The 20692-nt window shown below is 59.4% G+C and carries 19 protein-coding genes; 7 read left to right on the top strand and 12 right to left on the bottom strand.

The window, feature by feature from the left end:
- Positions 1-32: 32 nt before the first annotated feature.
- Positions 33-3482 carry a transcription-repair coupling factor gene (mfd, locus tag ACFWW2_RS12475; protein WP_393928405.1) on the top strand — a complete coding sequence of 1150 codons (3450 nt, stop codon included), beginning with the start codon at positions 33-35 and terminating at the stop codon, positions 3480-3482.
- A gap of 9 nt (positions 3483-3491) precedes the next feature.
- Here mfd and ACFWW2_RS12470 read toward each other — a convergent pair whose 3' ends face one another.
- The 3 genes from ACFWW2_RS12470 to ACFWW2_RS12460 all read right to left on the bottom strand — a co-directional run bounded on the left by ACFWW2_RS12470 (position 3492) and on the right by ACFWW2_RS12460 (position 6972).
- The gene (locus ACFWW2_RS12470; RefSeq protein WP_393928404.1) at positions 3492-4688 is read right to left on the bottom strand and encodes a multidrug effflux MFS transporter; all 1197 of its coding nucleotides are present in this window, start codon (positions 4686-4688) and stop codon (positions 3492-3494) included.
- Between the two features lie 135 nt (positions 4689-4823).
- Positions 4824-5471, bottom strand: coding sequence for a DsbA family protein (locus ACFWW2_RS12465; protein ID WP_393928403.1), 648 nt, complete (start codon positions 5469-5471; stop codon positions 4824-4826).
- Positions 5458-6972 carry a class I adenylate-forming enzyme family protein gene (locus tag ACFWW2_RS12460; protein ID WP_393928402.1) on the bottom strand — a complete coding sequence of 505 codons (1515 nt, stop codon included), beginning with the start codon at positions 6970-6972 and terminating at the stop codon, positions 5458-5460. Before ACFWW2_RS12460 ends, ACFWW2_RS12465 begins: the two co-directional genes overlap by 14 nt.
- 65 nt (positions 6973-7037) lie before the next feature.
- Between ACFWW2_RS12460 and ACFWW2_RS12455 the strand changes: the two genes are divergently transcribed.
- On the top strand, positions 7038-7661 hold the full coding sequence (locus ACFWW2_RS12455; RefSeq protein ID WP_393928401.1) for a helix-turn-helix domain-containing protein: 624 nt from the start codon (positions 7038-7040) through the stop codon (positions 7659-7661).
- 27 nt (positions 7662-7688) lie between these two features.
- Here ACFWW2_RS12455 and ACFWW2_RS12450 read toward each other — a convergent pair whose 3' ends face one another.
- From ACFWW2_RS12450 to ACFWW2_RS12435, 4 genes are all read right to left on the bottom strand, one after another.
- A complete protein-coding gene (locus tag ACFWW2_RS12450; RefSeq protein WP_393928400.1) occupies positions 7689-8036 on the bottom strand; it encodes a hypothetical protein in 348 nt (115 codons plus the stop codon).
- Between the two features lie 47 nt (positions 8037-8083).
- Entirely contained in the window at positions 8084-8734 is a 651-nt protein-coding gene (locus ACFWW2_RS12445) for an aquaporin (protein ID WP_393928399.1), read from the bottom strand.
- Positions 8731-9201: an arsenate reductase ArsC gene (locus ACFWW2_RS12440; protein WP_393928398.1), complete on the bottom strand. Its 471-nt coding sequence runs from the start codon at positions 9199-9201 to the stop codon at positions 8731-8733. The genes ACFWW2_RS12445 and ACFWW2_RS12440 overlap by 4 nt, the downstream gene beginning before the upstream one ends.
- 70 nt (positions 9202-9271) lie before the next feature.
- Positions 9272-10984, bottom strand: coding sequence for an extracellular solute-binding protein (locus ACFWW2_RS12435; RefSeq protein WP_393928742.1), 1713 nt, complete (start codon positions 10982-10984; stop codon positions 9272-9274).
- 371 nt (positions 10985-11355) lie between these two features.
- Between ACFWW2_RS12435 and ACFWW2_RS12430 the strand changes: the two genes are divergently transcribed.
- Together ACFWW2_RS12430 and ACFWW2_RS12425 are read left to right on the top strand one after the other, a co-directional pair.
- Entirely contained in the window at positions 11356-12129 is a 774-nt protein-coding gene (locus ACFWW2_RS12430; protein ID WP_393928397.1) for a 3-hydroxybutyrate dehydrogenase, read from the top strand.
- A complete protein-coding gene (locus ACFWW2_RS12425; RefSeq protein ID WP_393928396.1) occupies positions 12126-13157 on the top strand; it encodes a patatin-like phospholipase family protein in 1032 nt (343 codons plus the stop codon). Before ACFWW2_RS12430 ends, ACFWW2_RS12425 begins: the two co-directional genes overlap by 4 nt.
- On the opposite strand, the gene ACFWW2_RS12420 is transcribed toward ACFWW2_RS12425, so the two are convergent.
- From ACFWW2_RS12420 to ACFWW2_RS12400, 5 genes are all read right to left on the bottom strand, one after another.
- Positions 13150-13752 carry a LysE/ArgO family amino acid transporter gene (locus ACFWW2_RS12420; RefSeq protein WP_393928740.1) on the bottom strand — a complete coding sequence of 201 codons (603 nt, stop codon included), beginning with the start codon at positions 13750-13752 and terminating at the stop codon, positions 13150-13152. The genes ACFWW2_RS12425 and ACFWW2_RS12420 overlap by 8 nt on opposite strands.
- Positions 13753-13755: 3 nt before the next feature.
- Entirely contained in the window at positions 13756-14484 is a 729-nt protein-coding gene (locus ACFWW2_RS12415) for a DUF502 domain-containing protein (protein ID WP_393928395.1), read from the bottom strand.
- Positions 14485-14566: 82 nt separating this feature from the next.
- The gene (locus ACFWW2_RS12410; RefSeq protein WP_393928394.1) at positions 14567-15472 is read right to left on the bottom strand and encodes a pseudouridine-5'-phosphate glycosidase; all 906 of its coding nucleotides are present in this window, start codon (positions 15470-15472) and stop codon (positions 14567-14569) included.
- A complete protein-coding gene (locus ACFWW2_RS12405; protein ID WP_393928393.1) occupies positions 15469-16362 on the bottom strand; it encodes a PfkB family carbohydrate kinase in 894 nt (297 codons plus the stop codon). Before ACFWW2_RS12405 ends, ACFWW2_RS12410 begins: the two co-directional genes overlap by 4 nt.
- A 36-nt stretch (positions 16363-16398) precedes the next feature.
- Positions 16399-17199: a DUF4198 domain-containing protein gene (locus tag ACFWW2_RS12400; RefSeq protein ID WP_393928392.1), complete on the bottom strand. Its 801-nt coding sequence runs from the start codon at positions 17197-17199 to the stop codon at positions 16399-16401.
- Between ACFWW2_RS12400 and ACFWW2_RS12395 the strand changes: the two genes are divergently transcribed.
- The 3 genes from ACFWW2_RS12395 to tsf all read left to right on the top strand — a co-directional run bounded on the left by ACFWW2_RS12395 (position 17192) and on the right by tsf (position 20450).
- The gene (locus tag ACFWW2_RS12395) at positions 17192-18538 is read left to right on the top strand and encodes a HupE/UreJ family protein (protein WP_393928391.1); all 1347 of its coding nucleotides are present in this window, start codon (positions 17192-17194) and stop codon (positions 18536-18538) included. The two genes, ACFWW2_RS12400 and ACFWW2_RS12395, sit on opposite strands and share 8 nt — an antisense overlap.
- Positions 18539-18702: 164 nt before the next feature.
- Entirely contained in the window at positions 18703-19503 is an 801-nt protein-coding gene (gene rpsB / locus ACFWW2_RS12390) for a 30S ribosomal protein S2 (protein ID WP_393928390.1), read from the top strand.
- A 74-nt stretch (positions 19504-19577) separates the two neighbouring features.
- Complete coding sequence (gene tsf / locus ACFWW2_RS12385; protein ID WP_393928389.1) at positions 19578-20450, top strand: translation elongation factor Ts; 873 nt, start codon at positions 19578-19580, stop codon at positions 20448-20450.
- Positions 20451-20692 lie beyond the last annotated feature (242 nt).

Here is a 20692-nt window from a genome sequence, read left to right as displayed (position 1 = left end):
ACACCGCGACCCGGCGGGGTAGGTGACCGCTCATGCCCGATCCCAAACATATCACCGTCAGCGGTGCCCCCGAGGGGTTTGACGCCCAGTTGATCCTGGCAGAGGCAGCCAAGGGCGGTCCGGTTCTGCATGTGGCTCGCGATGACAAGCGGCTGGCCGCGATGCAGGCCGCACTGGCCTTTTTTGCGCCGGATATGCCCGTTTTCACCTTCCCTGCCTGGGATTGCCTGCCCTATGACCGCGTGTCGCCCAATGCCGATGTGTCGGCCACGCGTATGGCCACTTTGGCCGCATTGGTGCATGGGATGCCGGGCCAGTTTGTGCTGCTGACATCGCTGGCGGCAGCGACCCAGCGGGTGCCGGCGCGGTCGCTGTTGCGGGAGGCGGCGTTTACCGCGACGGTGGGCAGTCGGATTGATGAGGAAGGATTGCGTAACTTTCTGATCCGTATGGGTTTTACGCAAAGTCCGACAGTGCTGGAACCGGGTGATTATGCGGTGCGTGGCGGGATCATCGATATCTATCCGCCCGGCCAGTCGGGGCCGGTGCGGTTGGATCTGTTTGGCGATGTGCTCGATGGCGCGCGCCGGTTTGATCCGGCGACACAGCGGACAACCGAGAAGCTGACCGAGGTGGAACTGGCCCCGGTGTCTGAGGTGATACTGGATGAGGCCGCGATCACGCGGTTTCGACAGAATTACCGCATCGAATTTGGGGCAGCAGGGACGGATGACCCGCTTTACGAGGCTGTGTCGGCGGGCCGCAAACATGCCGGTGTGGAACACTGGCTGGGATTCTTTCAGGACGATCTGGAAACGCTGTTTGATTATCTGCCCGGCGCCACAGTGACGCTGGACGATCAGATGACCCCGATGCGGTTATCGCGGTGGGAGTCGATCGCCGATCAGTATGGCACGCGGATGCATGCGCTGAGCCAGAAGGGCCGGATGGACACGGTTTACAAGCCTGCGCCGCCGAAGCTGCTGTATCTGGATGATGACGCATGGAATGCCGCGGTTGCGGGGCGGCGTGTGCTGCAGTTTTCGCCGCTGAAACAGGCGACTGGGCCGGGTGTGATTGATGCCGGCGGGCGGATCGGACGTGACTTTGCGCCGGAGCGGCAGCAGGAAAGTATTAGTCTTTTTGGTGCGTTGGCCGAGCATATTCGTGCGCGGATGGAGGTTGGACCGGTTGTCGTTGCGTCATACTCCGAAGGCGCGCGGGAGCGGTTGGAAGGGTTGATTGAGGACGAGGGGATTGCTGAGGCGATCCCGGTTGCCGACTTCTCCCGTGTCGGCAAGCGCGGGCTGCATCTGGCGGTCTGGGCGCTGGATCACGGGTTTGAAGCACCCGGCCTGACGGTGATTTCGGAGCAGGATGTGCTGGGTGACCGGCTGATCCGCCAGACCAAGCGCAAGCGCCGGGCGGAGAATTTCCTGAGCGAGGCCAACAGCCTGTCGCCCGGTGACTTGGTGGTTCATGTCGATCACGGGGTGGGCCGGTTCAAGGGCATGGAGGTGGTGACCGCGTTGGGAGCAGCGCATGAGTGCCTGCTGATCGAATATGCAGAAGATTCAAAGCTTTACCTGCCGGTCGAGAATATCGAGCTGCTGTCGAAATATGGGCACGAAACCGGGCTGCTGGATAAGCTGGGCGGTGGGGCGTGGCAGGCCAAGAAAGCCAAGCTGAAAGAGCGGATCAGGCAGATTGCTGAGCGGCTGATCCGGGTGGCGGCAGAACGGGAATTGCGGACTGCCCCGATTTTGGACCCGCCGGATGGGATGTGGGATCAGTTTCTGGCGCGTTTTCCCTATGCCGAGACCGATGATCAACTGGCGGCCATTGAAGACGTGTTGACGGATATGTCCGCTGGCAGGCCGATGGACCGGCTGATCTGTGGCGATGTTGGTTTTGGCAAGACCGAGGTGGCTATTCGCGCGGCGTTTGTTGCCGCGATGAGTGGTGTGCAGGTGGCGATTATTGCGCCAACCACGTTGCTGGCGCGGCAGCATTATCAGAACTTTGCCGAACGGTTCCGGGGTTTCCCGGTCAATGTGCGACCGCTGTCGCGATTTGTCAGCGCGGGGGATGCAGCCAAGACCCGTGATGCAATCACCAAGGGGACGGTCGATATCGTTGTGGGAACCCATGCGCTGCTGGCGAAGGGGGTCAAGTTCAAGAACCTTGGCCTGCTTGTCATTGACGAAGAACAGAAATTTGGAGTCCAGCACAAGGAACGCCTCAAGCAATTGCGCACCGATGTGCATGTGCTGACGCTGACCGCCACGCCGATTCCGCGCACGCTGCAACTGTCCTTGTCGGGTGTCCGCGATCTGTCGATCATCGGCACGCCGCCAATCGACCGGCTGGCGATCCGTACTTATGTCAGCGAGTTCGATACGATCACCGTGCGCGAGGCGTTGTTGCGCGAGCATTATCGCGGCGGGCAGTCATTCCTTGTCGTGCCGCGCATCGCCGATATGCCGGAGATGGAGGCCTTCCTGCGCGATCAGGTACCGGAGGTGAGTTTCATCACCGCAACCGGGCAGATGGCGGCCGGGGAATTGGATGATCGGATGAACGCGTTCTACGACGGCAAGTATGACGTGCTGTTGGCGACCACGATTGTTGAGTCGGGGTTGGATATTCCGACGGCCAATACGATGATCGTCTGGCGTGCGGATATGTTCGGGCTGTCGCAGCTTTATCAGATCAGGGGGCGCGTGGGTCGGTCAAAAACCCGGGCCTATGCGTATCTGACCACCAAGCCGCGCCAGAAGCTGACCGATACGGCGCAGAAACGGCTGCGCGTGCTGGGGTCGATTGATACGCTGGGGGCGGGGTTTACTTTGGCCTCGCAGGATCTGGATATTCGTGGGGCGGGTAACCTGCTGGGCGAGGAACAGTCAGGCCAGATGCGCGAAGTGGGCTATGAGTTGTACCAGCAGATGCTGGAAGACCAGATCGCGGCGATCCGATCGGGTGCGGCTGAGGGGATTATTGATGATGGTCAGTGGGCGCCGCAGATCAATCTGGGCGTGCCGGTGCTGATCCCCGAGGAGTATGTGCCAGATCTGGATGTGCGGTTGGGCTTGTATCGCCGCCTGTCGGATCTGACGACCAAGGTCGAGTTGGAAGGCTTTGCCGCAGAGCTGATCGACCGTTTCGGCAAGCTGCCGAAAGAGGTGAACACGCTGATGTTGGTCGTGCGCATCAAGGCGATGTGCAAACGCGCGGGGATTGCGGCACTGGATGCAGGGCCGAAGGGGGCTACGATCCGGTTCCATAATGACAAATTCGCCTCGCCCAAGGGGCTGGTGGAATTCATCGAAGCACAGCGCGGGCTGGCGAAGGTGAAGGACAACAAGATTGTCGTACGTCGCGATTGGGCAAAGGAACGCGACAAGATTCAGGGCGCGTTCAATATCGCGCGCGATCTGGCGCAGAAACTGGCGGACGAGAAGAAGGCGCAGGTGGGGTAGAACCCCGCCCTACACTTCACCCGGACGTTTGATCATGTTGGTCAGCCAGAGCGCGAGGCTGGCGGCGACCAGTGTACCGAAGGCCATGGGCAACGGGGTGCCATCGAACATGAGCGCCACCGGGGCTGCGATAAGTACTGCACCGACGGTGGCCACTGATGCGATGACAGACGCGGCAAGGCCGGCGATATGGCCCATTTCCTCCATCGCGAGCGCGTTGAGATTGCCGATGGTCAGCCCGGCCTGAAAGAAGTTGGCCGTTACCCAGAACACATAGATGCCAAAGGCGAGCCAGTAGGGGCCGCCTGCCGCGGTGATCACGATCATCAGCAGCGTGATGGCAATCTGGACCGTATACATCCCCTTGATGATGGCCCGCATCCCCAGTCGCATGACAATCCGCGCGTTCAGGACACTGCCGGTGGCGGCGATCACGGCGATGCCGCCGAACCAGAGGTGGAAATGCGCGCCCTGATCAAAGGTGATGTCAAACACCTGCTGGGTCGATGACAGCACGATAAAGAGCATGCCGAAGGTAAGGGTCTGAACAAAGATCGATAGACGGGCGGTGCGATGGGCGAACATCTCAAACACGGCGTGGCGCAAGGTGGCGCTGCTGAGGGGCCGCCGGTTTTCCCGCGCCAGTGTTTCGGATTGACGGAGCATGAGCCAGATCACGGAGATAACCGAAAAGACCACGAAGGCCAGAAAAATGCTGCGCCAGCCGAAGCTGCCCATGATGTAGTAGCCCAATGTCGGCGCCAGAGCGGGGACGAGCGAGAAGACGACCATCACGAACGAGATGATGCGCGCCATGTTGGGGCCGGAATAGAGGTCGCGGATCAGCGCCATAGCAACCACGCGGGGGCCCGCCGCACCAAGGCCCTGTACGACGCGAGCGGCCAGCATGACCTCTAATGATTGAGCGGCCCAGGCAGCGATACTGGCGATAATATAGACGAAGGCCCCGCCGATCATGACGGGTCGTCGCCCAAACGCGTCTGACAGCGGTCCGGTGAAGAACGTGCCGACCCCCATGCCCAACACAAAACTGGTAATGATAAGTTGTGCGTTATTGAGATGGTCGGGTGACAGGGCCGCGCCGATTTCGGGCAATGCGGGCAGCATCGCGTCAATCGAAAACGCGATTGTGGCTGACAGCATCGCCATCAACGCGATAAATTCCGTTTGGGGCAGGCGTTTCATGGCTGGGTCCAGAACGAGTATTGGGTCGCCCAGACCAAACATTACAGGGCGGGGATTAATCGGGTGTTAAGATTTACAAACCGTTGACGCGGGTAGTTAGCAATAGCGCAAGCGAGCGTTGTGGCGCAACGCGGTTCAGCCTTCCGTCGCGGCAAGCTGACCCATGATATCTTTGATCACCTGCACCCACATGTCGGGTGGTTGTGCGCCCGGAATAGCGTGCTGATTTGCAACGATGAATGTGGGGACCGAGTTGACGCCCATTTCGCGGCTGTGCTTATCCCGCGCGCGGATGTCATCTACATCGGCGTCTGATGCCAACAGTTTTGTGACCATTGCCGCGTCCATTTCAGCGGTGTCGGCGATATCGGCCAGCACCTCGTGATCGCCGATATCCCGGCCGTCGACGAAATAGGCCTTGAAGAGCAGATCGACGATAAAAAGTTGCCGCTGTTCGATTCCGGCCCAATGGATCAGGCGGTGCGCGTCGATGGTGTTGGGTGTCTTTTTGATGGCCTCGAAATTGATATGCGCGCCGGATTTTTCCGCGTGTTCGACCACGGGGGCATAGGCCTTGATCGCGCCTTCCTTGCCACCGAACTTGCCTTCGAGATAGGCGCGCCGATCCATGCCTTCGGCAGGCATGTCGGGGTTTAACTGGAACGGATGCCATTCAATTGTGAACGGGTGGTCGGGGATTTCGGCCAGTGCCTTGTCCAGATTTGTCTTGCCGATATAGCACCACGGGCAAATCGGGTCAGAGATGATATCAAGCTTGACCATGTGCGGCCTCCCATTCGGTGCGCAGCACACGCCGCAGCAATTTGTTATTCGCCCCGCGTGGCAGGGTGTCCTTGGCGATATAGAGCCGGGGCCGTTTGTAGCCAGCCAGCCGGGCCGCCATGAACCTGTCGAGTTGGTCTTCGTCTATCACGTTTGTCGCGACGTAAAAGGCCGCAATGATGGATGTGCCTGTGCCCACCTGCACCGCACAGGCTGCGGCCTCGGTGATGTGGGGGTGGGCGGTTAGCACATCTTCAACCTCGACCGGGCTGACCCGATAGCCGCCCGCGTTCATCATATCGTCGGCGCGTCCGGCATAGGCGATGGCGCCGCTTTCATCCATGATGCCGATATCACCGGTCAGGAACCAATCGCCCTGATAGCGGGCGGCGGTGTCTGAGGGCGCGTCCAGATAACCCAGCATCAGGCCCGGGTCCGATTTATGGACGGCGATGGTGCCGGGGGTGCCGCGTGGGACAGGGCCATCCGGGCCGATCAGCGCCGCCTTTCGGCCCGGTTGCGGAAAGCCGGACGTACCGACCGGTGCCGGGTTGTCAGGACTGCCGGAAATGAAGGTGGAGCATTCGGACATGCCGAACGCCTCGAATATCGGCGTGCCGGTTTTGGTGGTCCAGTCGCTGCGATAGTCCTCGGCCAGTTTTTCCCCCGCAGAAAGACCGTGGCGCAGATGTGGTAGGGCAGGGATATCGGCCCGCAGGAGGCGGCGATAGACCCCCGGCGCTGCGGCGAAGATGGTGGCCCGGTGATCGGCGATCAGGCGCGGCAGTTGATCGGCGGTGTTATCCTTATGCGGGATCAGCGCCGTTGCCCCGACAGACCATGGATCCATCAGGCCGGTGCCCAGCGTATAGGTCCAGTTGAACGCCCCGGCATGCAGCATACGGTCGTCCTCGCGCAGCCCATACCACCCATCCCACATCATCTGGCGCGCCCAGATCGCCCGATGCCCATGCACGACCGCACGTGGTTTGCCGGAGGTGCCGGAGGTATAGACGATATAGGCAGGGCGGTTGGGATCGCCCATGGCGTAATCCGCTGGCGGGAGCGTCCAGAATGCGCGCAGTTTTCTGGCTGGCAAGACCGGCTCTGGCCCTTTGGCCATGCCGCTTGCCCGGATGGTCATGGCCGGCTTGATTGTGGCGGCTATACTGGTGATTTCGGGCTGGGTGAGCTGCGATGAGACCGGGACAGGAATGATCCCGGCGGTGATAGCACCCAAATAAGTGATTGGAAATTCTGGCGTGTTGCCCAGTTGCAAAAGCAGGTGGTCGCCAGGGGTCAACCCGTTGTCCAGCAGTCCGGTTGCCGTACCCCGGATTGCGCCGGCCAGCTGGCGGTAGGTGAAGGTTTCGGGGTCGCTGCCTATGATTTCCAGCGCTGTCTTGTCTGCAAGCCGTTCGGTGTGGGTCAGCACATGGGCGGCCATGTTGAACTGGTCGGGCGCAGGTGGAAATGGATCAGGATCAGTAACGGACAGCATGCTGCATCGCTATCTGTGGCCGCGCTCAGTTGCAAGAACCCGGGACGGGTCGTAGATAGGGACGCATGACCGATATCGACCCTAAGAACCTGATCCGGATTGCCCATGAAAACGGGGACAGTTCCGTGGCGCAACCGCTTGATCTGGGTGCGCGCGTTCGCGAATTGCGCAAGGCGCGCGACTGGACGCTGGAGCAGGCGGCACAACAGGCCGGGCTGGCTAGGTCGACCCTATCGAAGATCGAAAACGGGCAGATGTCGCCGACCTATGATGCGTTGAAAAAACTCGCCGTGGGACTGGAGATTTCGGTGCCGCAATTGTTCACGCCACCCTCGAAAGGGCAGGTGAATGGTCGCATGGCTGTGACCCGCAATGGTGAGGAAACCGCGCAACTTACGACGACTTATGAGCATGCTTTATTGGGCACCGCGCTGACATCAAAGAAAATGCTGCCGTACCGCGCGCGGGTCCGTGCCCGGCGGATGGAGGATTTTGATGGCTGGGTGCGCCATGATGGCGAAGAGTTTTTGTATGTGCTGACCGGTCAGGTCCGGCTTTACACCGAGTTTTACGAACCAGTTGAGCTGAAGCGGGGTGACAGCGCCTATTATGACGCTGCCATGGGACACAATGTGGTGTCGATCAGCCAAGAAGATGCGACGATTCTTTGGGTCACGTCGCTGTCCTGACGGGCATCAAATTTCTGGAAATTTGATTTAGCTGGCTTTGGCCAGCGGTGGCTCCGGCGTGTTGTCATCGCCGAAGCGGCGGTCATCGTTCGATGGAACTTCGCCAGCAGGGATGTTCTGGGCCGATGCGTTGATCCGGGCATTGTCGCGTGTCGGATCCATCACAGCATCTGCAGGTTCTTCGCCCATCAGCCAATCGGCCAGTTCCATTTGCGCACCGACAGGATCGTCACCTTTGGAGGCCGTCAGGTAGTTCAGGAAACGCTCCTGATCGCCGTCAATCGCGAGGATTTCGTTTTCTTCAAGCGTAGGCCAGCGTGTCATGATGCGCGGGGTGAAAGCGGTCCAGTTTTGGGCGACGTCTTTCCATTGCATGGTTTTCTCCTGTCTGTTGCTTGCTGGCACAACACGACGGATACGGATTAGTTCCGAAAAAGCCGTGGCAGGATCAGGGCGGCGATGCCGACACCGACAACCTGCATCAGGATAAACATGGGGATATGGGCCGGGTTGATCCCGGCGAATGTATCGCTGAGCCCGCGCGCGATCGTCACGGCAGGGTTGGCAAAGCTGGTTGATGAGGTGAACCAATAGGCGCCCGTGATGTAGAGGGCGACAAGTGTGGGAACCGCATCGCGATTGGAATGGAGACCACCGAAGATCACGAAAAGCAGGCCGAACGTGGCCAGAATTTCGGAGAACCATTGCGCGGTACCTGTGCGGTCGGTGGCTGAGAATTGCAGGATGTCGAGGTCGAACATCATATGGCACGCCCAGACGCCCAGGATCCCGCCGATGATCTGGACGACCACATAGGCGGCGGCCGTAATAGGCGTCATGTCGCGCCGGATCAGGAAGGCAAGTGTCACGACGGGGTTGAAATGCGCCCCCGAGATGGGACCGAGCGTTGTGATGATGAAATAGAGCGTGCATCCGGTGGCGATGGCATTGGCCAGCAGGGCGATAGCGACGTTGCCGTCTGCAAGTGCGGCCCCCATGATGCCCGAGCCGACAACACCGATCAGAAGAAAGGCGGTGCCGATACCCTCGGCCAGAAGTTTCTGCCCGTTCATGTCCCGATCCTGTTCAAGGCCGATTGCAGATCGTCTTGCGACATCGTCTCAAATGGCAAGGCGAGCAGCTGTTGTGCGCGGGCATCCAGCAGGCGGTAGGCCTCGGCAAAGGCGGCGGGTTGATCGTCTGGTTTCGCGGCCGCCGGATCTTCGACGCCCCAATGGGCGCGTAACGGTGCCCCAGGCCAATAAGGGCATTCTTCCGTTGCAGCGGAGCCACAGACAGTAATCACCGCGTCCATGACCGGGGCGTCATCCTTCGCGTAGTCATCCCAGCTTTGCGAACTCAGCCCGTTGGTCGGGAAGCCATTGGCGCGCAGCAGGGCAATGGACTGAGGATGAACCTTACCGGCGGGTCTGAACCCAGCCGACCATGCGGTGATCCGCCCGTCAGAGCGGTGGGTCAGGATCGATTCAAGCAGGATGGAACGGGCCGAGTTGCCGGTACAGAGGACGAGGATATTCATAACAGCCTTTGGTCTTTCGGTCCCGCCTATGGGTTAAATGTAACAGACCCATGACGGGAGACCGAAGTGGCTATTCTTCATACCACCAGACATCGGGCTGCCAGCCGGGCCAGTCGCCAAAAACCGGGATGTACTCAGGATATTTCAGCTCTTTCGCGTGGGCCAGACGGCTGATGTTCCACTGATAGATCGGGATCACGTAGCGGCCCGTGGTCAGCACCCGGTCGAGCGCTTTGACCGCAGCCACAAAATCATCCTGACTTTCCGAAGTCAGCAGCCGACCGATCATCGCATCGACAGCCGATGATTTGATCCCCATCAGGTTACGACCGCCGGGGGTGTCTGCATCTTCCGAACCATAGTAATTGTATTGTTCATTGCCGGGAGAGAGCGACAGACCGCGCCGGTAATAGGTCATGTCGAAATCATACTGGTCGGTGCGTTCCTTGAACTGGGCGCTGTCGGCGACGGTGACGGTTGGTGTCACCCCGATCCGGGCCAGCGATTCCACATACATGTCGATGATTGCCTGATTTTCCGAAGCGCCCTGATCCAGCAGGATTTCAAAGGTGAACGGATCGCCGGATGCGTTTTTCATCTGGCCATCCTGAATAGTCCAGCCTGCGGCCTCCATCTGTTCGAGCGCCTTGGCCGTGCCCGCCCGGTTGCGTTCTGTCCCGTCACCCATGGGCAGGCTGTAGCCGTCCATCGCGCCAGGCAGCAGGCTTTCGGCGAAAGGTGAGAGGAGTTCGCGCACGCGACCCTCGGCCGGGCCGTCCGACATGCCCAGCGGTGAATTGGACCAGTAGGACGTGATCCGCGGCTGTTGCGAACCCGTCATCGCCTCATTGATGAATTCGAAGTTGAAAGCGTGCAGCATCGCGTCGCGCACCCGCCAGTCGCTGAACTGGTCGCGCCGCGTGTTCATGACGAAACCGGTCATGCCAGACGGCCGCTGGTGGGGCAGGACGGACAGCACCACATCACCGTTCTGGATGGCTGGGAAGTTATACTGGCTTTCCCAGCGGGCCACATTGAATTCACGGTTCGAATTGACCTCACCCACCTTGAATGCCTCGAACGCAGCGGTTTCATCGCCAAAGAATTCCAGCCGCACCTCATCTATGTTGTTGGTGCCGCGCCGGAATGGCACGTCATTGCCCCAGTAATCCGGATTGCGGCGTAACGAGACGAAGCGCCCCGGTTCGAAATCGTCGATCATGTAAGGGGCGGAGGTGATGGGGACAATCTCGGTCGTTGTCTCGGCGAAATCGACCCCGTCCCATTGCGCCTTTTTCAGGATCGGGCGCATGCCTGCCAGCAGAGCCAGTTCGCGGTCTTCAACGTTGAAGGTGAAGCGCACGGAGCGGTCACCTGTCTGTTCCATGCTGTCGACCTTGGTCCAGAAACCCAAGTAACGCGGATGGCCAACTGTCCCCAGCGTTTCGTAGGACCACATGACGTCTTCGATGGTAACCGGGCTGCCGTCAGAGAATGCTGCACCTTCGCGGAGCGTGAATTCCACCCATTCACGGTCTGGCCCGGTTTCGACCGATTCGGCCAGAACACCATAAAGCGAGAACGGTTCATCCAATGACCGGCCCATGAAGCTTTCGCCGAGGAAGAATCGCAACTGCCATGGTGTGGAGCCTTTGCGCACAAACGGGTTGAGGCTGTCGAAGCTGCCGACCTCTGCCGTGACGATCCTGCCACCGGTGGGTGCGTCGGGATTGACGTAGGGGAGCGACACAAAATCAGGTGGAAGGGCAGGGTCACCATACATAGCTATGCCATGTTGCGGTTCTGCAACCGCCGCTGCGCCTGCAATGATCAGGCCCAGTCCGAGCCCTGCGGCCCTTGCTGCCTTGAGAATTTTGAGTGTCACGATTTGATGCCCCCTGCTGTTTCTTTGATTGTTTCCCCGGATGGTAAAGAGGGTTTTCAACCTTTTCAAACTTTTAGCTTGGATGCGCGCAACTGATTGCTTATAAAGATGTCACTGCTCGATAGGTTTCTTGCCTGTATGAAACCTGCCTCAATAACTTTACGCCCGCCTTGTGCGGGCGTTTTTTTGTGGGCTCTCGGGAACGTCGGGTGGCTTTTGCAGTTGCAGCATATAGACTGAGTCGCGACGCAAAGAATCGGAGCCAAAACATGTCACTCGCAGGAAAAACCGCCGTTATCACCGGATCGAACTCTGGCATTGGCCTTGGGGTTGCCCGTGAACTGGCCAAGGCAGGCGCAAACGTCGTTCTGAATTCCTTTACCGATCGCGAGGAAGACCACGCCCTGGCCGCCGAGATTGCCGATGTGACCGGGGTTGAGGCGAAATATGTGCAGGCGGATATGTCAAAGGCAGAGGATTGCCGCCGCCTGATCGTGGCAGCCGGCGGTTGCGACATTCTGGTCAACAATGCGGGCATTCAGCATGTGGCCCCCGTGCAGGAATTTCCGACCGAAAAGTGGGAGGCGATTATCGCCATTAACCTCACATCGGCCTTTCATACGATTGCCGCCGCCGTGACAGGTATGCGCGAGGGCGGGTATGGCCGGATCATCAACATTGCCTCGGCCCATGGGTTGACGGCCTCGCCCTATAAATCGGCCTATGTGGCGGCAAAACATGGCATTGTTGGTCTGACCAAGACCATCGGGCTTGAAACCGCGCAGGATCCGATCACCTGTAACGCGATTTGCCCCGGTTACGTGCTGACCCCGCTGGTGGAAAGCCAGATCCCGGACACGATGAAAGAATACAACATGTCCCGTGAGGATGTGATCAAGAACGTGATGCTGGAACGCCAACCGTCCAAGGAATTTGCCACGGTCGAACAGTTGGGTGGCACGGCGGTTTATTTATGTTCTGATGCTGCAGCGCAGGTCACCGGCACTACCATCAGCGTCGATGGTGGCTGGACCGCGTTATGAAGCGCATCAACCTAGCACTGCAGGGCGGCGGCGCGCATGGGGCGTTCACCTGGGGTGTGCTATGTGCGTTGTTGCATGACGAAGATATCGAAATCGCGGCGATTTCCGGCACATCAGCAGGGGCATTGAATGCCGCTGCGTTGAAATCCGGCTGGGTGGCCAATGGGCGCGAGGGCGCACTGGCCAATCTTGAATGGTTGTGGGAGCAGGTGGGTGCCATCACCGATCCGCGCTTTTCGGAGTGGGTGTCGTCGCTGGCCCCGACGGCGCATGTCTGGGCCAAAGCGATGGAGTATTCGCCAGCCTATGCCGCGTTTGACATGACGACGCGGATGTTTTCGCCGTATGTCTATGGGCCGACGATGCGCAATCCGCTGGAGCATATCGTCAACGAATTTCATTATGATGAGGTCTGCGCCAAGGATGGACCGGCATTGCACATCTGCGCGACCAATGTCCGGAGCGGCAAGATCAGGGTTTTTTCCGGTGATGAGATCATGCCTGACGTGATTATGGCCTCTGCCTGTTTGCCCAGCCTGTTTCAGGCGGTTGAGTTCACGGATCCCAAGACAGGCCAGACAGAGGCGTTCTGGGATGGCGGATATACCGGCAATCCGGCTTTATTTCCGTTGTTTGTCAATGAATTGCCGGACGATGTTCTGATCGTGAATATCAATCCTTTGCACCGTGATGACCTGCCGACGGACAGCCAGTCGATCCAGAACCGCATCAACGAGATCAGCTTTAATAGCTCTCTCTTTCGCGAATTACGGGCGATTGATTTTGTGAAGCGGTTGTTGGCCGACGGGTCGATCAAAAAGGGCACCATGAAGAATGTGCTGGTTCATATGATCGCTGATGACGGTCTGATGAATGAACTGAACGTGGCGACCAAGACGATCCCGAATGCCGTGGTGCTTGCCCGGCTGAAAGAGGCAGGGGAGGCCGCAGCAGGTGCATTCCTGAAGACCCATAAAAAAGATCTGGGCAAGCGCAGTACGGTCAATCTGACCGAGATGTTCAGCTGATCAGTTTCGCGGCCAGCGCCCACATAACCAGACCGATCAGAACGTCCAAAATGCGCCAGGCCCGCGCCGATTGCATCACCGGGGCCAACAGTCGCGCGCCGTATCCGAGGCTGAAGAAGAAAACGAAGGATGAGGTGACGGCCCCGACGCCAAAGGCGGTTTTTTCAGCCACATCCGTATATTGGGTCGACACCGCACCGACGAGGCCCAGCGTATCAAGATAGACATGCGGGTTCAGCCAGGTGAAGGCCGCACCGGTGGCAAGCGTGCCCCAAAGGCTGGCGGATTGGCCTGATAGCTGCATCGCATATTCGCCTTTCCACGCCGCCCAAAGCCGCAATGCGCCATAGACGATCAGAAACGCAGCCCCACCCCAGGCCATGATCTGCGGCAACATCGGGTAGAGCGTGACGATGACCCCGAATCCCAGCACGCCAGCGGTGATCAGGATCGCGTCGGATGTGGCACATAACAGGCAAAGCCAGAACACATGCGATCGGGCCAGCCCTTGGCGCAGCACGAACGCATTTTGTGCCCCGATGGCGAGGATGAGCGCGAACGCGGTCGCGAAACCGGTGGCAGCAGGGACGAACAGCACTTATTCAGCAGCGTGAGGAAGCGCTTCGACCTCTTTCCCGTTGGGATAGACAAGACCGGCAGAGATCACGAGTTTGGCGGCATCCTCGACCGTCATGTCCAGCACCTGCACATCGCTGAGCGGCAGAAACAGCAGAAAGCCCGATGTGGGGTTCGGCGTTGTGGGCAGGAATACGGTCACAGTCGGCTCACCATTGGAGAGTTTGGCGTCAATCTCGCCTTTGGCATTGGTGGAGATGAAGGCGATGGCCCAGATGCCCCTGCGCGGATATTCAACTAGACAAGCCTTGTCGAATGACGTGTCGCGTTGGGAAAAGACGGTTTCGGCGATCTGTTTGGCGGCGTTGTAGATAGAGCGGACAACAGGCGTCCGATCCACCAGCCGTTCACCGATCCCCAGAAAGGACCGCCCGATCAGGCCCTTGCCGATCCAGCCGACGATGACCGTGAACAACAGGAAGATGACAACACCGATCCCGCGTACGTTGACGTCAATCCAGTTTTCGGGTGTCCGCCCCAGAAGCCGGTTCACGAGTTGTTCAGGCTGATAATAATCCGGGACAAATGGCCAGACCCAGCTGTCGACCCAGCCGACGACTGTCCAGATCAGCCAGAGTGTCAGGCCGATGGGGGCGACGATGATCAGACCGGCCAGAAAATTGCTGCGCAGACGGGATATCAGGCCCGGACGCATGCGGCGCTTGTTTTCAGTCTGCTGCGGTTCGGCCATCAAATTCATCCAAAAAAACGTTTCAGATAATATCTATGCATTGCGGCGTGGGGCCACAAGCGCCCTGCGCGATCTGCCCTGCCTATTTGCCCATGGCGATGGCAATTTGTGCAGCAAGTCGCGCATTATTGCGCACAAGGGCGATATTGGCGGTCAGAGATCGCCCGTCAGTCAGTTCAAAGATCCGCCCGAGCAGAAAGGGTGTAACCGCCTTCGCGCTGATGTTCTGTGCGTCCGCTTCGCCCAAAGCCTGATCAATGATCGGGGCCAGGGTCGCGGCAGGAATTTCGTCTTTTTGCGGGATTGGGTTGGTGACCAGTTGCCCGCCTTTCAGGCCCATAGCTGTTCGTATCTGCTGTGCCTTGGCGATCTGGGTGGCGTCGTCCATCCGCAAGGGGGCCGCCATGTCCGATTGTGCCGACCAAAATGCGGGCAGCATGTCCTGCCCATAGGCGATCACCGGCACGCCAAGCGTTTCCAGCAACTCGAAGGTTTTTGGCAGATCAAGGATGGCCTTGGCCCCAGCAGCAACAACCGTGACCGGTGTTTGCGCCAGTTCCTGCAGGTCGGCAGAGATGTCAAAACTGTCCTCGGCCCCGCGATGCACCCCGCCGATGCCACCGGTGGCAAAGACATGAATGCCCGCCAGATGGGCCGCGATCATCGTGGCGGCAACCGTGGTGGCCCCGGTGCCACCCGTAGCAATGCATGCGGCCATATCAGCGCGCGAGAGTTTGGCGACGTTTTGTGCCTGTCCAAGCGCGTCCAGCTGGTCGGGCTCCAGCCCGATATGCAGGACCCCGTTAAGAACGGCGATGGTCGCGGGTGTGGCCCCATGATCGCGCACGTCCTGTTCGACAAGCCGTGCGGTTTCCACGTTCTGGGGGAACGGCATGCCGTGGGTAATGATCGTGCTTTCGAGTGCGACGATGGGACCGCCGGTGTCGCTGGCCGCCGCAACCTCCGCACTGTACTGGATGGGGATCATAGGGGTGTTTCTCCGGACACGTAGGTGGCAGCCGCATTCAGCGCCCGTGTGAGCGCGTTGGCCCGGTTCATATCCTGCGCTTCCGACGCGATATGTGCGGCCATGAAGGTGTCACCTGCGCCGGTCACCCGCGTCACCATGACCGCTGGCGGGGTTTGGGTGATGATATCGCCTGCGGTGCCTTCCGAGGCGGATTTTCCACCATCGGTGACAAGTACCCGATGCGCGCCCCGTTTGATCAGGGCCTCGGCTGCGGTTTCTGAATCGTCGAATGTCGTCTGGCAGAGCAATCCGGCCTCTTCGAGGTTCACATAGATCGTGGCCGAGGGGTGATCCAACAGCGCCAGCAGACGTTCCGCTTTTCCGGGGGAGGCAGGTGCGACGCGCAGATCAGCCTGCGTAAAGAGTGGAGACTGCGCGATATCCTGCAGCAGCTCTTTGGTCAGGTTACCGTCAAGCGCCACAGGGCCGGTGAAGGGTTTGTCTAATGACCCGAGCGCCCCGTTGTCGAGCGCACGCAGGATCTTGTCGCCAGCGGCCTCCAGCGAATGGGCGTCGGCGATGGCGGCAATCAGGCCGTTGGCGCCCTCAACGGCCATATAGACATCCGTGGGCAGATCCTCGGACCGATAGATATGATCGCAGATCATACCCATGCGCGTCGCTTCGGCCACCAGTTCATCGCCTTCGGCATCGCGTCCGATAGTCGTCAGCAGGGCAGGGGTCATGCCAAAACGGCGCAACGTCATAGCGATGTTCATTGCCACACCGCCGGGCAGGCGCGTGATCCGCCCGGGCACGTCGGAGCCCACCCGCATATGGCTGGCCGCACGCCCGATCACGTCCCACAGGACGGAGCCGATGCAAATAATGTCAGGTGTTCGTGTCATGGCCGCCTTGTGGCGCAGCCGATGGTCATGCGCAAGTTACTCAGGCACCGCAAAGGTCAGGTTGGCCCAAAGGGTCTGCCAGGCCGCGCCTGTCGCCTCGGCCATCTCTGCGCTGGGTTCGCGCAGGACAACCGCATCCACCATATAGGCATGGCCGGGCTTGACGGGGAAGGTGCCGATCCCCTGATCATCGGTCCGGTAGAGCGTGATTTCAACCGACCCGTCGGGGGCTTTTTCAAACACCTCGATCTGTTCATCGGAGCGCAGGTTTTCGCGGTAGTGCAGTTGCACCCGCATGCCGTCAGACAGATCGTCCGTATAGGGGTTGGTCAGCGCCACAAGCTCGGTTTCAAGACCGATCCGGCGGTCGGACCCCGCGGCGTTGCCCACGCCGATCAGGGTCTTGGAATAACGGCCATAGGCTTCGGTGAAGTCTTCGGTTGGCAGCCCGCGGGCATCGTGCTGGCTGCGGACGTCGCCGAAATCCTTGTGATCGACGAATTTCTGGAATTTCTCCCAGTTTTCGTATTTCAAAGTGGACGTGCGTGCCTGATAGGCCACCACATTCAGCCCTTCGGCCAGCACGTCGCGGCGCAAGGCGGGCCGGTCACCCACCCGGCCTTCGATGCGATCTGCCGCGTCATCGGTAAATACCACGAAATTTACAATGTTTCGGGGGATGTAGGCCAGTTTTGTCCCTTCAAATTCCTCTCCATTGACAATATGCGCTTGAAGCATACCGTCCGGCGCAACCTGATAGGCGAGCGGTTCAAGCCACAGCTCATGGGCCGTCGCCGGGGCAGAGAGCAACGCAAGAATGAGAGAGAGAATGCGCATCACAAAATCCTTTTCGGTTCGTTCTAGGGTGTCCTTCTTCAAGGCGATGTCAAGCGCGGTTCTGCTGTGGTTCACGACCCTGTCAATGGTCGCGGCCCACGAGGTACTGCCGTCGATCGCCGATATGGAAGAGGTGGATGGGCGGCTGGTGTTTGATGTGCAGGCCAATCTGGAAAGCTTTGTTGCAGGCATTGATCTGACCGAAACCGAGGACACTAACGAAGCACCAGAAGCGACCACGTATGATGAGTTGCGGGCGCTTGAGCCAGCGGTTTTGGAGGAGCGGTTTCGCGCCTTCTGGCCGCAGATGGCCGCCGGTTTGACCGTGAATGCGGATGGCGTGCCACTGGCGGTCGAACTGGAGTCCGTTGCGGTTGGTTCGGTGGGCAATGTTGATGTTGTGCGCGATTCGGAATTCACGTTCTCGGCTGCCTTGCCGGAAGGCGCCCGGAATGTGCAGGTGGGTTGGGACAAGGCGTTCGGTGTGCTTGTGATCCGTCAGATGGGTGTCGATGCGCCCTATGATGGCTATCTGGAGGCAGGCGCGCAGAGTGATATGATCGCGTTGTCGGGGGGTGGGCAGCCCACCGGCTGGCAAAGCTTCCTGCGCTACATCCCTGTGGGCTTTGACCATATCGTCCCCAAGGGGCTGGACCATATCCTGTTTGTGCTGGGCCTGTTTTTTCTGGCCGCGCGAATGCGCCCGCTGATCGTCCAAGTGTCGTTGTTCACGCTCGCCCATACCATCACGCTGGCACTGGCAGCACTGGGTTATGTCAACATTTCCGGGGCGATTGTGGAGCCGCTGATCGCGGCCTCAATCGTGTTTGTCGCGGTTGAAAACGTCTTTACCCGCGGGATCAGTCCGTGGCGGCCTTTTGTCATCTTCGGGTTCGGGTTGTTGCACGGGCTGGGCTTTGCATCCGTGCTGGGCGAATTTGGCCTGCCGGACGGCACATTTGTTCCAGCCCTGATCGGGTTCAACGTGGGGGTCGAGGTTGGCCAGCTGGCTGTGATCGCGGTGATGTTCCTGTGCGTCTGGCAGGCGCTGCGCGTGGATCGGGGCGAGAATGAGGTGGGGCAGGGCTTTGCCCTTTACGCTGTCTTGCTGGTTGCTGCAGGGGCCCTGATCGCGCTGAACCCGGCTGGTCTGGCAGAAGCGCTGGAATCACCTGTCTGGCTTTTTGCCGCACCTCTGGCGGCGGTCTTCGTGCTGTGCATGATGTCGATCCAGTTCCGTGATCAACTGGAGGCCTATCGCCGGTTCGTGGCGATCCCCTGTTCGCTGGCAATTGCCGTCGTCGGGGCCTACTGGTTTGTTGAGCGGGTGTTTTTGTAAACAGCCGCAAACATCGCTTGCAATCATGGCAGTGCGCGTCTATCAGGCGCGCACTTAATCCCGCAGGCGGGGGCGGGTGCGTTGGGGAGAAATCCCAAAGTATCCACCGGTTGGGCAGATGCCTGATCCCCCGCTGAGGCTTGAAACCGGAAAAGGAAAACGACATGGCTCTCCCCGAGTTCACCATGCGTCAGCTGCTTGAAGCAGGCGTACACTTTGGTCACCAGACCGCACGTTGGAACCCCAAGATGTCGCAGTACATCTATGGCTCGCGCAACGGCATCCACATCATGGACCTGACACAGACTGTTCCTATGCTGGATCAGGCGCTGCAGGTCATTCGCGATACCGTCGCAAAGGGTGGTCGCGTTCTGTTTGTGGGGACCAAGCGTCAGGCATCCAAGCCGATCATGGACGCCGCCGAGAAATCCGCGCAGTTCTACATGAACCACCGCTGGCTGGGTGGCACGCTGACCAACTGGCAGACTGTTTCGCAGTCGATCAACCGCCTGAAAGCGATTGACGAGGCCGCAAGCAATGGTTTCGCTGGCCTGACCAAGAAAGAGCGTCTGGGCATGGAGCGCGAGCAGGGCAAGCTGGAAGCGTCGCTTGGCGGTATCCGCGAAATGGGCGGCACGCCTGACCTGTTGTTTGTCATTGACGTCAACAAAGAAGACCTGGCCATCGCCGAAGCCAAGAAACTGGGCATCCCGGTTGTGGCAGTGGTCGATACCAACTGTTCACCCGATGGTGTGGATTACATCATTCCGGGCAACGATGACGCCGCCCGCGCCATTGCGCTTTACACCGATCTTGCTGCCCGTGCTGCCCTTGACGGCATGACAGCACAGCTGGGTGCCGCTGGCGTTGACATGGGTGCCATGGAAGAGCTGGCCGAAGAAGTTGTTGCTGAAGAAGTTGCAGCCGACGCGACACCTGCGGCCGAAGAAGCGCCCGCTTCCTAAGCGTCTCAGAACGGTCGGGCAGGGGCCTTATGCCCCGCCCGCTGACATTCAATTCCTTCCGAAGGAGAAGTAACATGGCAATCACCGCTGCAATGGTGAAAGAGCTGCGCGACAGCACAGGCGCAGGCATGATGGACGCCAAGAAGGCGCTGACTGAAAATGATGGCGACATTGAAGCCGCTGTTGACTGGCTGCGCACCAAGGGCCTCGCCAAGGCCGCCAAGAAATCCGGCCGGACAGCCGCTGAAGGTCTGGTCGCCGTCGCCGTTGACGGTGGCAAAGGTGTCGCGGTTGAAGTGAACTCTGAAACCGATTTTGTCGCCAAGAATGCTGATTTCCAGAAAATGGTTGCCGGGATCGCCAAGGTGGCGCTGGGTACATCAGATATCGACGGTCTGAAGGCGGCCGATATGGGTGGCAAGACAGTTGAACAGACGGTGACTGACGCAGTCGCAGTGATCGGTGAAAACATGTCCGTGCGCCGCATGGCGACGCTGGAAGGCGGCAAGGTTGTGACCTATGTCCACAACGCTGCTGCTGATGGCATGGGCAATATTGGTGTTCTGGTCGCGATCAATGGCGACAATGAGGCGTTTGGTCGTCAGGTTGCGATGCATATCGCAGCCGCAAACCCCGCATCGCTGTCTGAGGACGATCTTGACCCTGCTGTCGTCGAAAAGGAAAAGCAGGTTCAGATGGATATCGCCCGCGAAAGCGGCAAACCTGAGGCCGTGATCGAAAAGATGATCGTGGGTCGCATGAAGAAATACATGGCCGAGGTCACGTTGCTGAACCAGCAATTCGTGGTGAACCCCGACCTGACCGTTGCAAAGGCCGCCGAAGAAGCCGGTGTTGAGATCACCGGTTTTGTTCGCCTTGAAGTCGGTGAAGGCATCGAAGTCGAGAAAGAAGATTTCGCCGCCGAAGTCGCCAAGATGAACGGCTAAGCTGTCAAAGCAACCATGATCAGGGCCGCCTTCGCCACCGCGACGGGCGGCCTTTTTCATTTGGTCTGTCGTGATCACAATACATGCTGCGGCACCGCACTCGGGAGAAATGCGGTGCCGCTCGATGTACCCATGCCTGCCCATTCGGGACGGGGGCAGACATGCATCGTTGCCGACACTCTTAGGCAAACCCAGAGCGCCGACGTCCGGTTGAACCGGCACGGACAATAGAGCCTTGTAAT

The sequence above is a fragment of the Yoonia sp. R2-816 genome (genome assembly GCF_046762905.1).
Classification (GTDB): Bacteria; Pseudomonadota; Alphaproteobacteria; order Rhodobacterales; family Rhodobacteraceae; genus Yoonia.
Note: the sequence above shows the minus strand (reverse complement) of the source record. Positions and strands in the feature narration are given on the sequence as shown.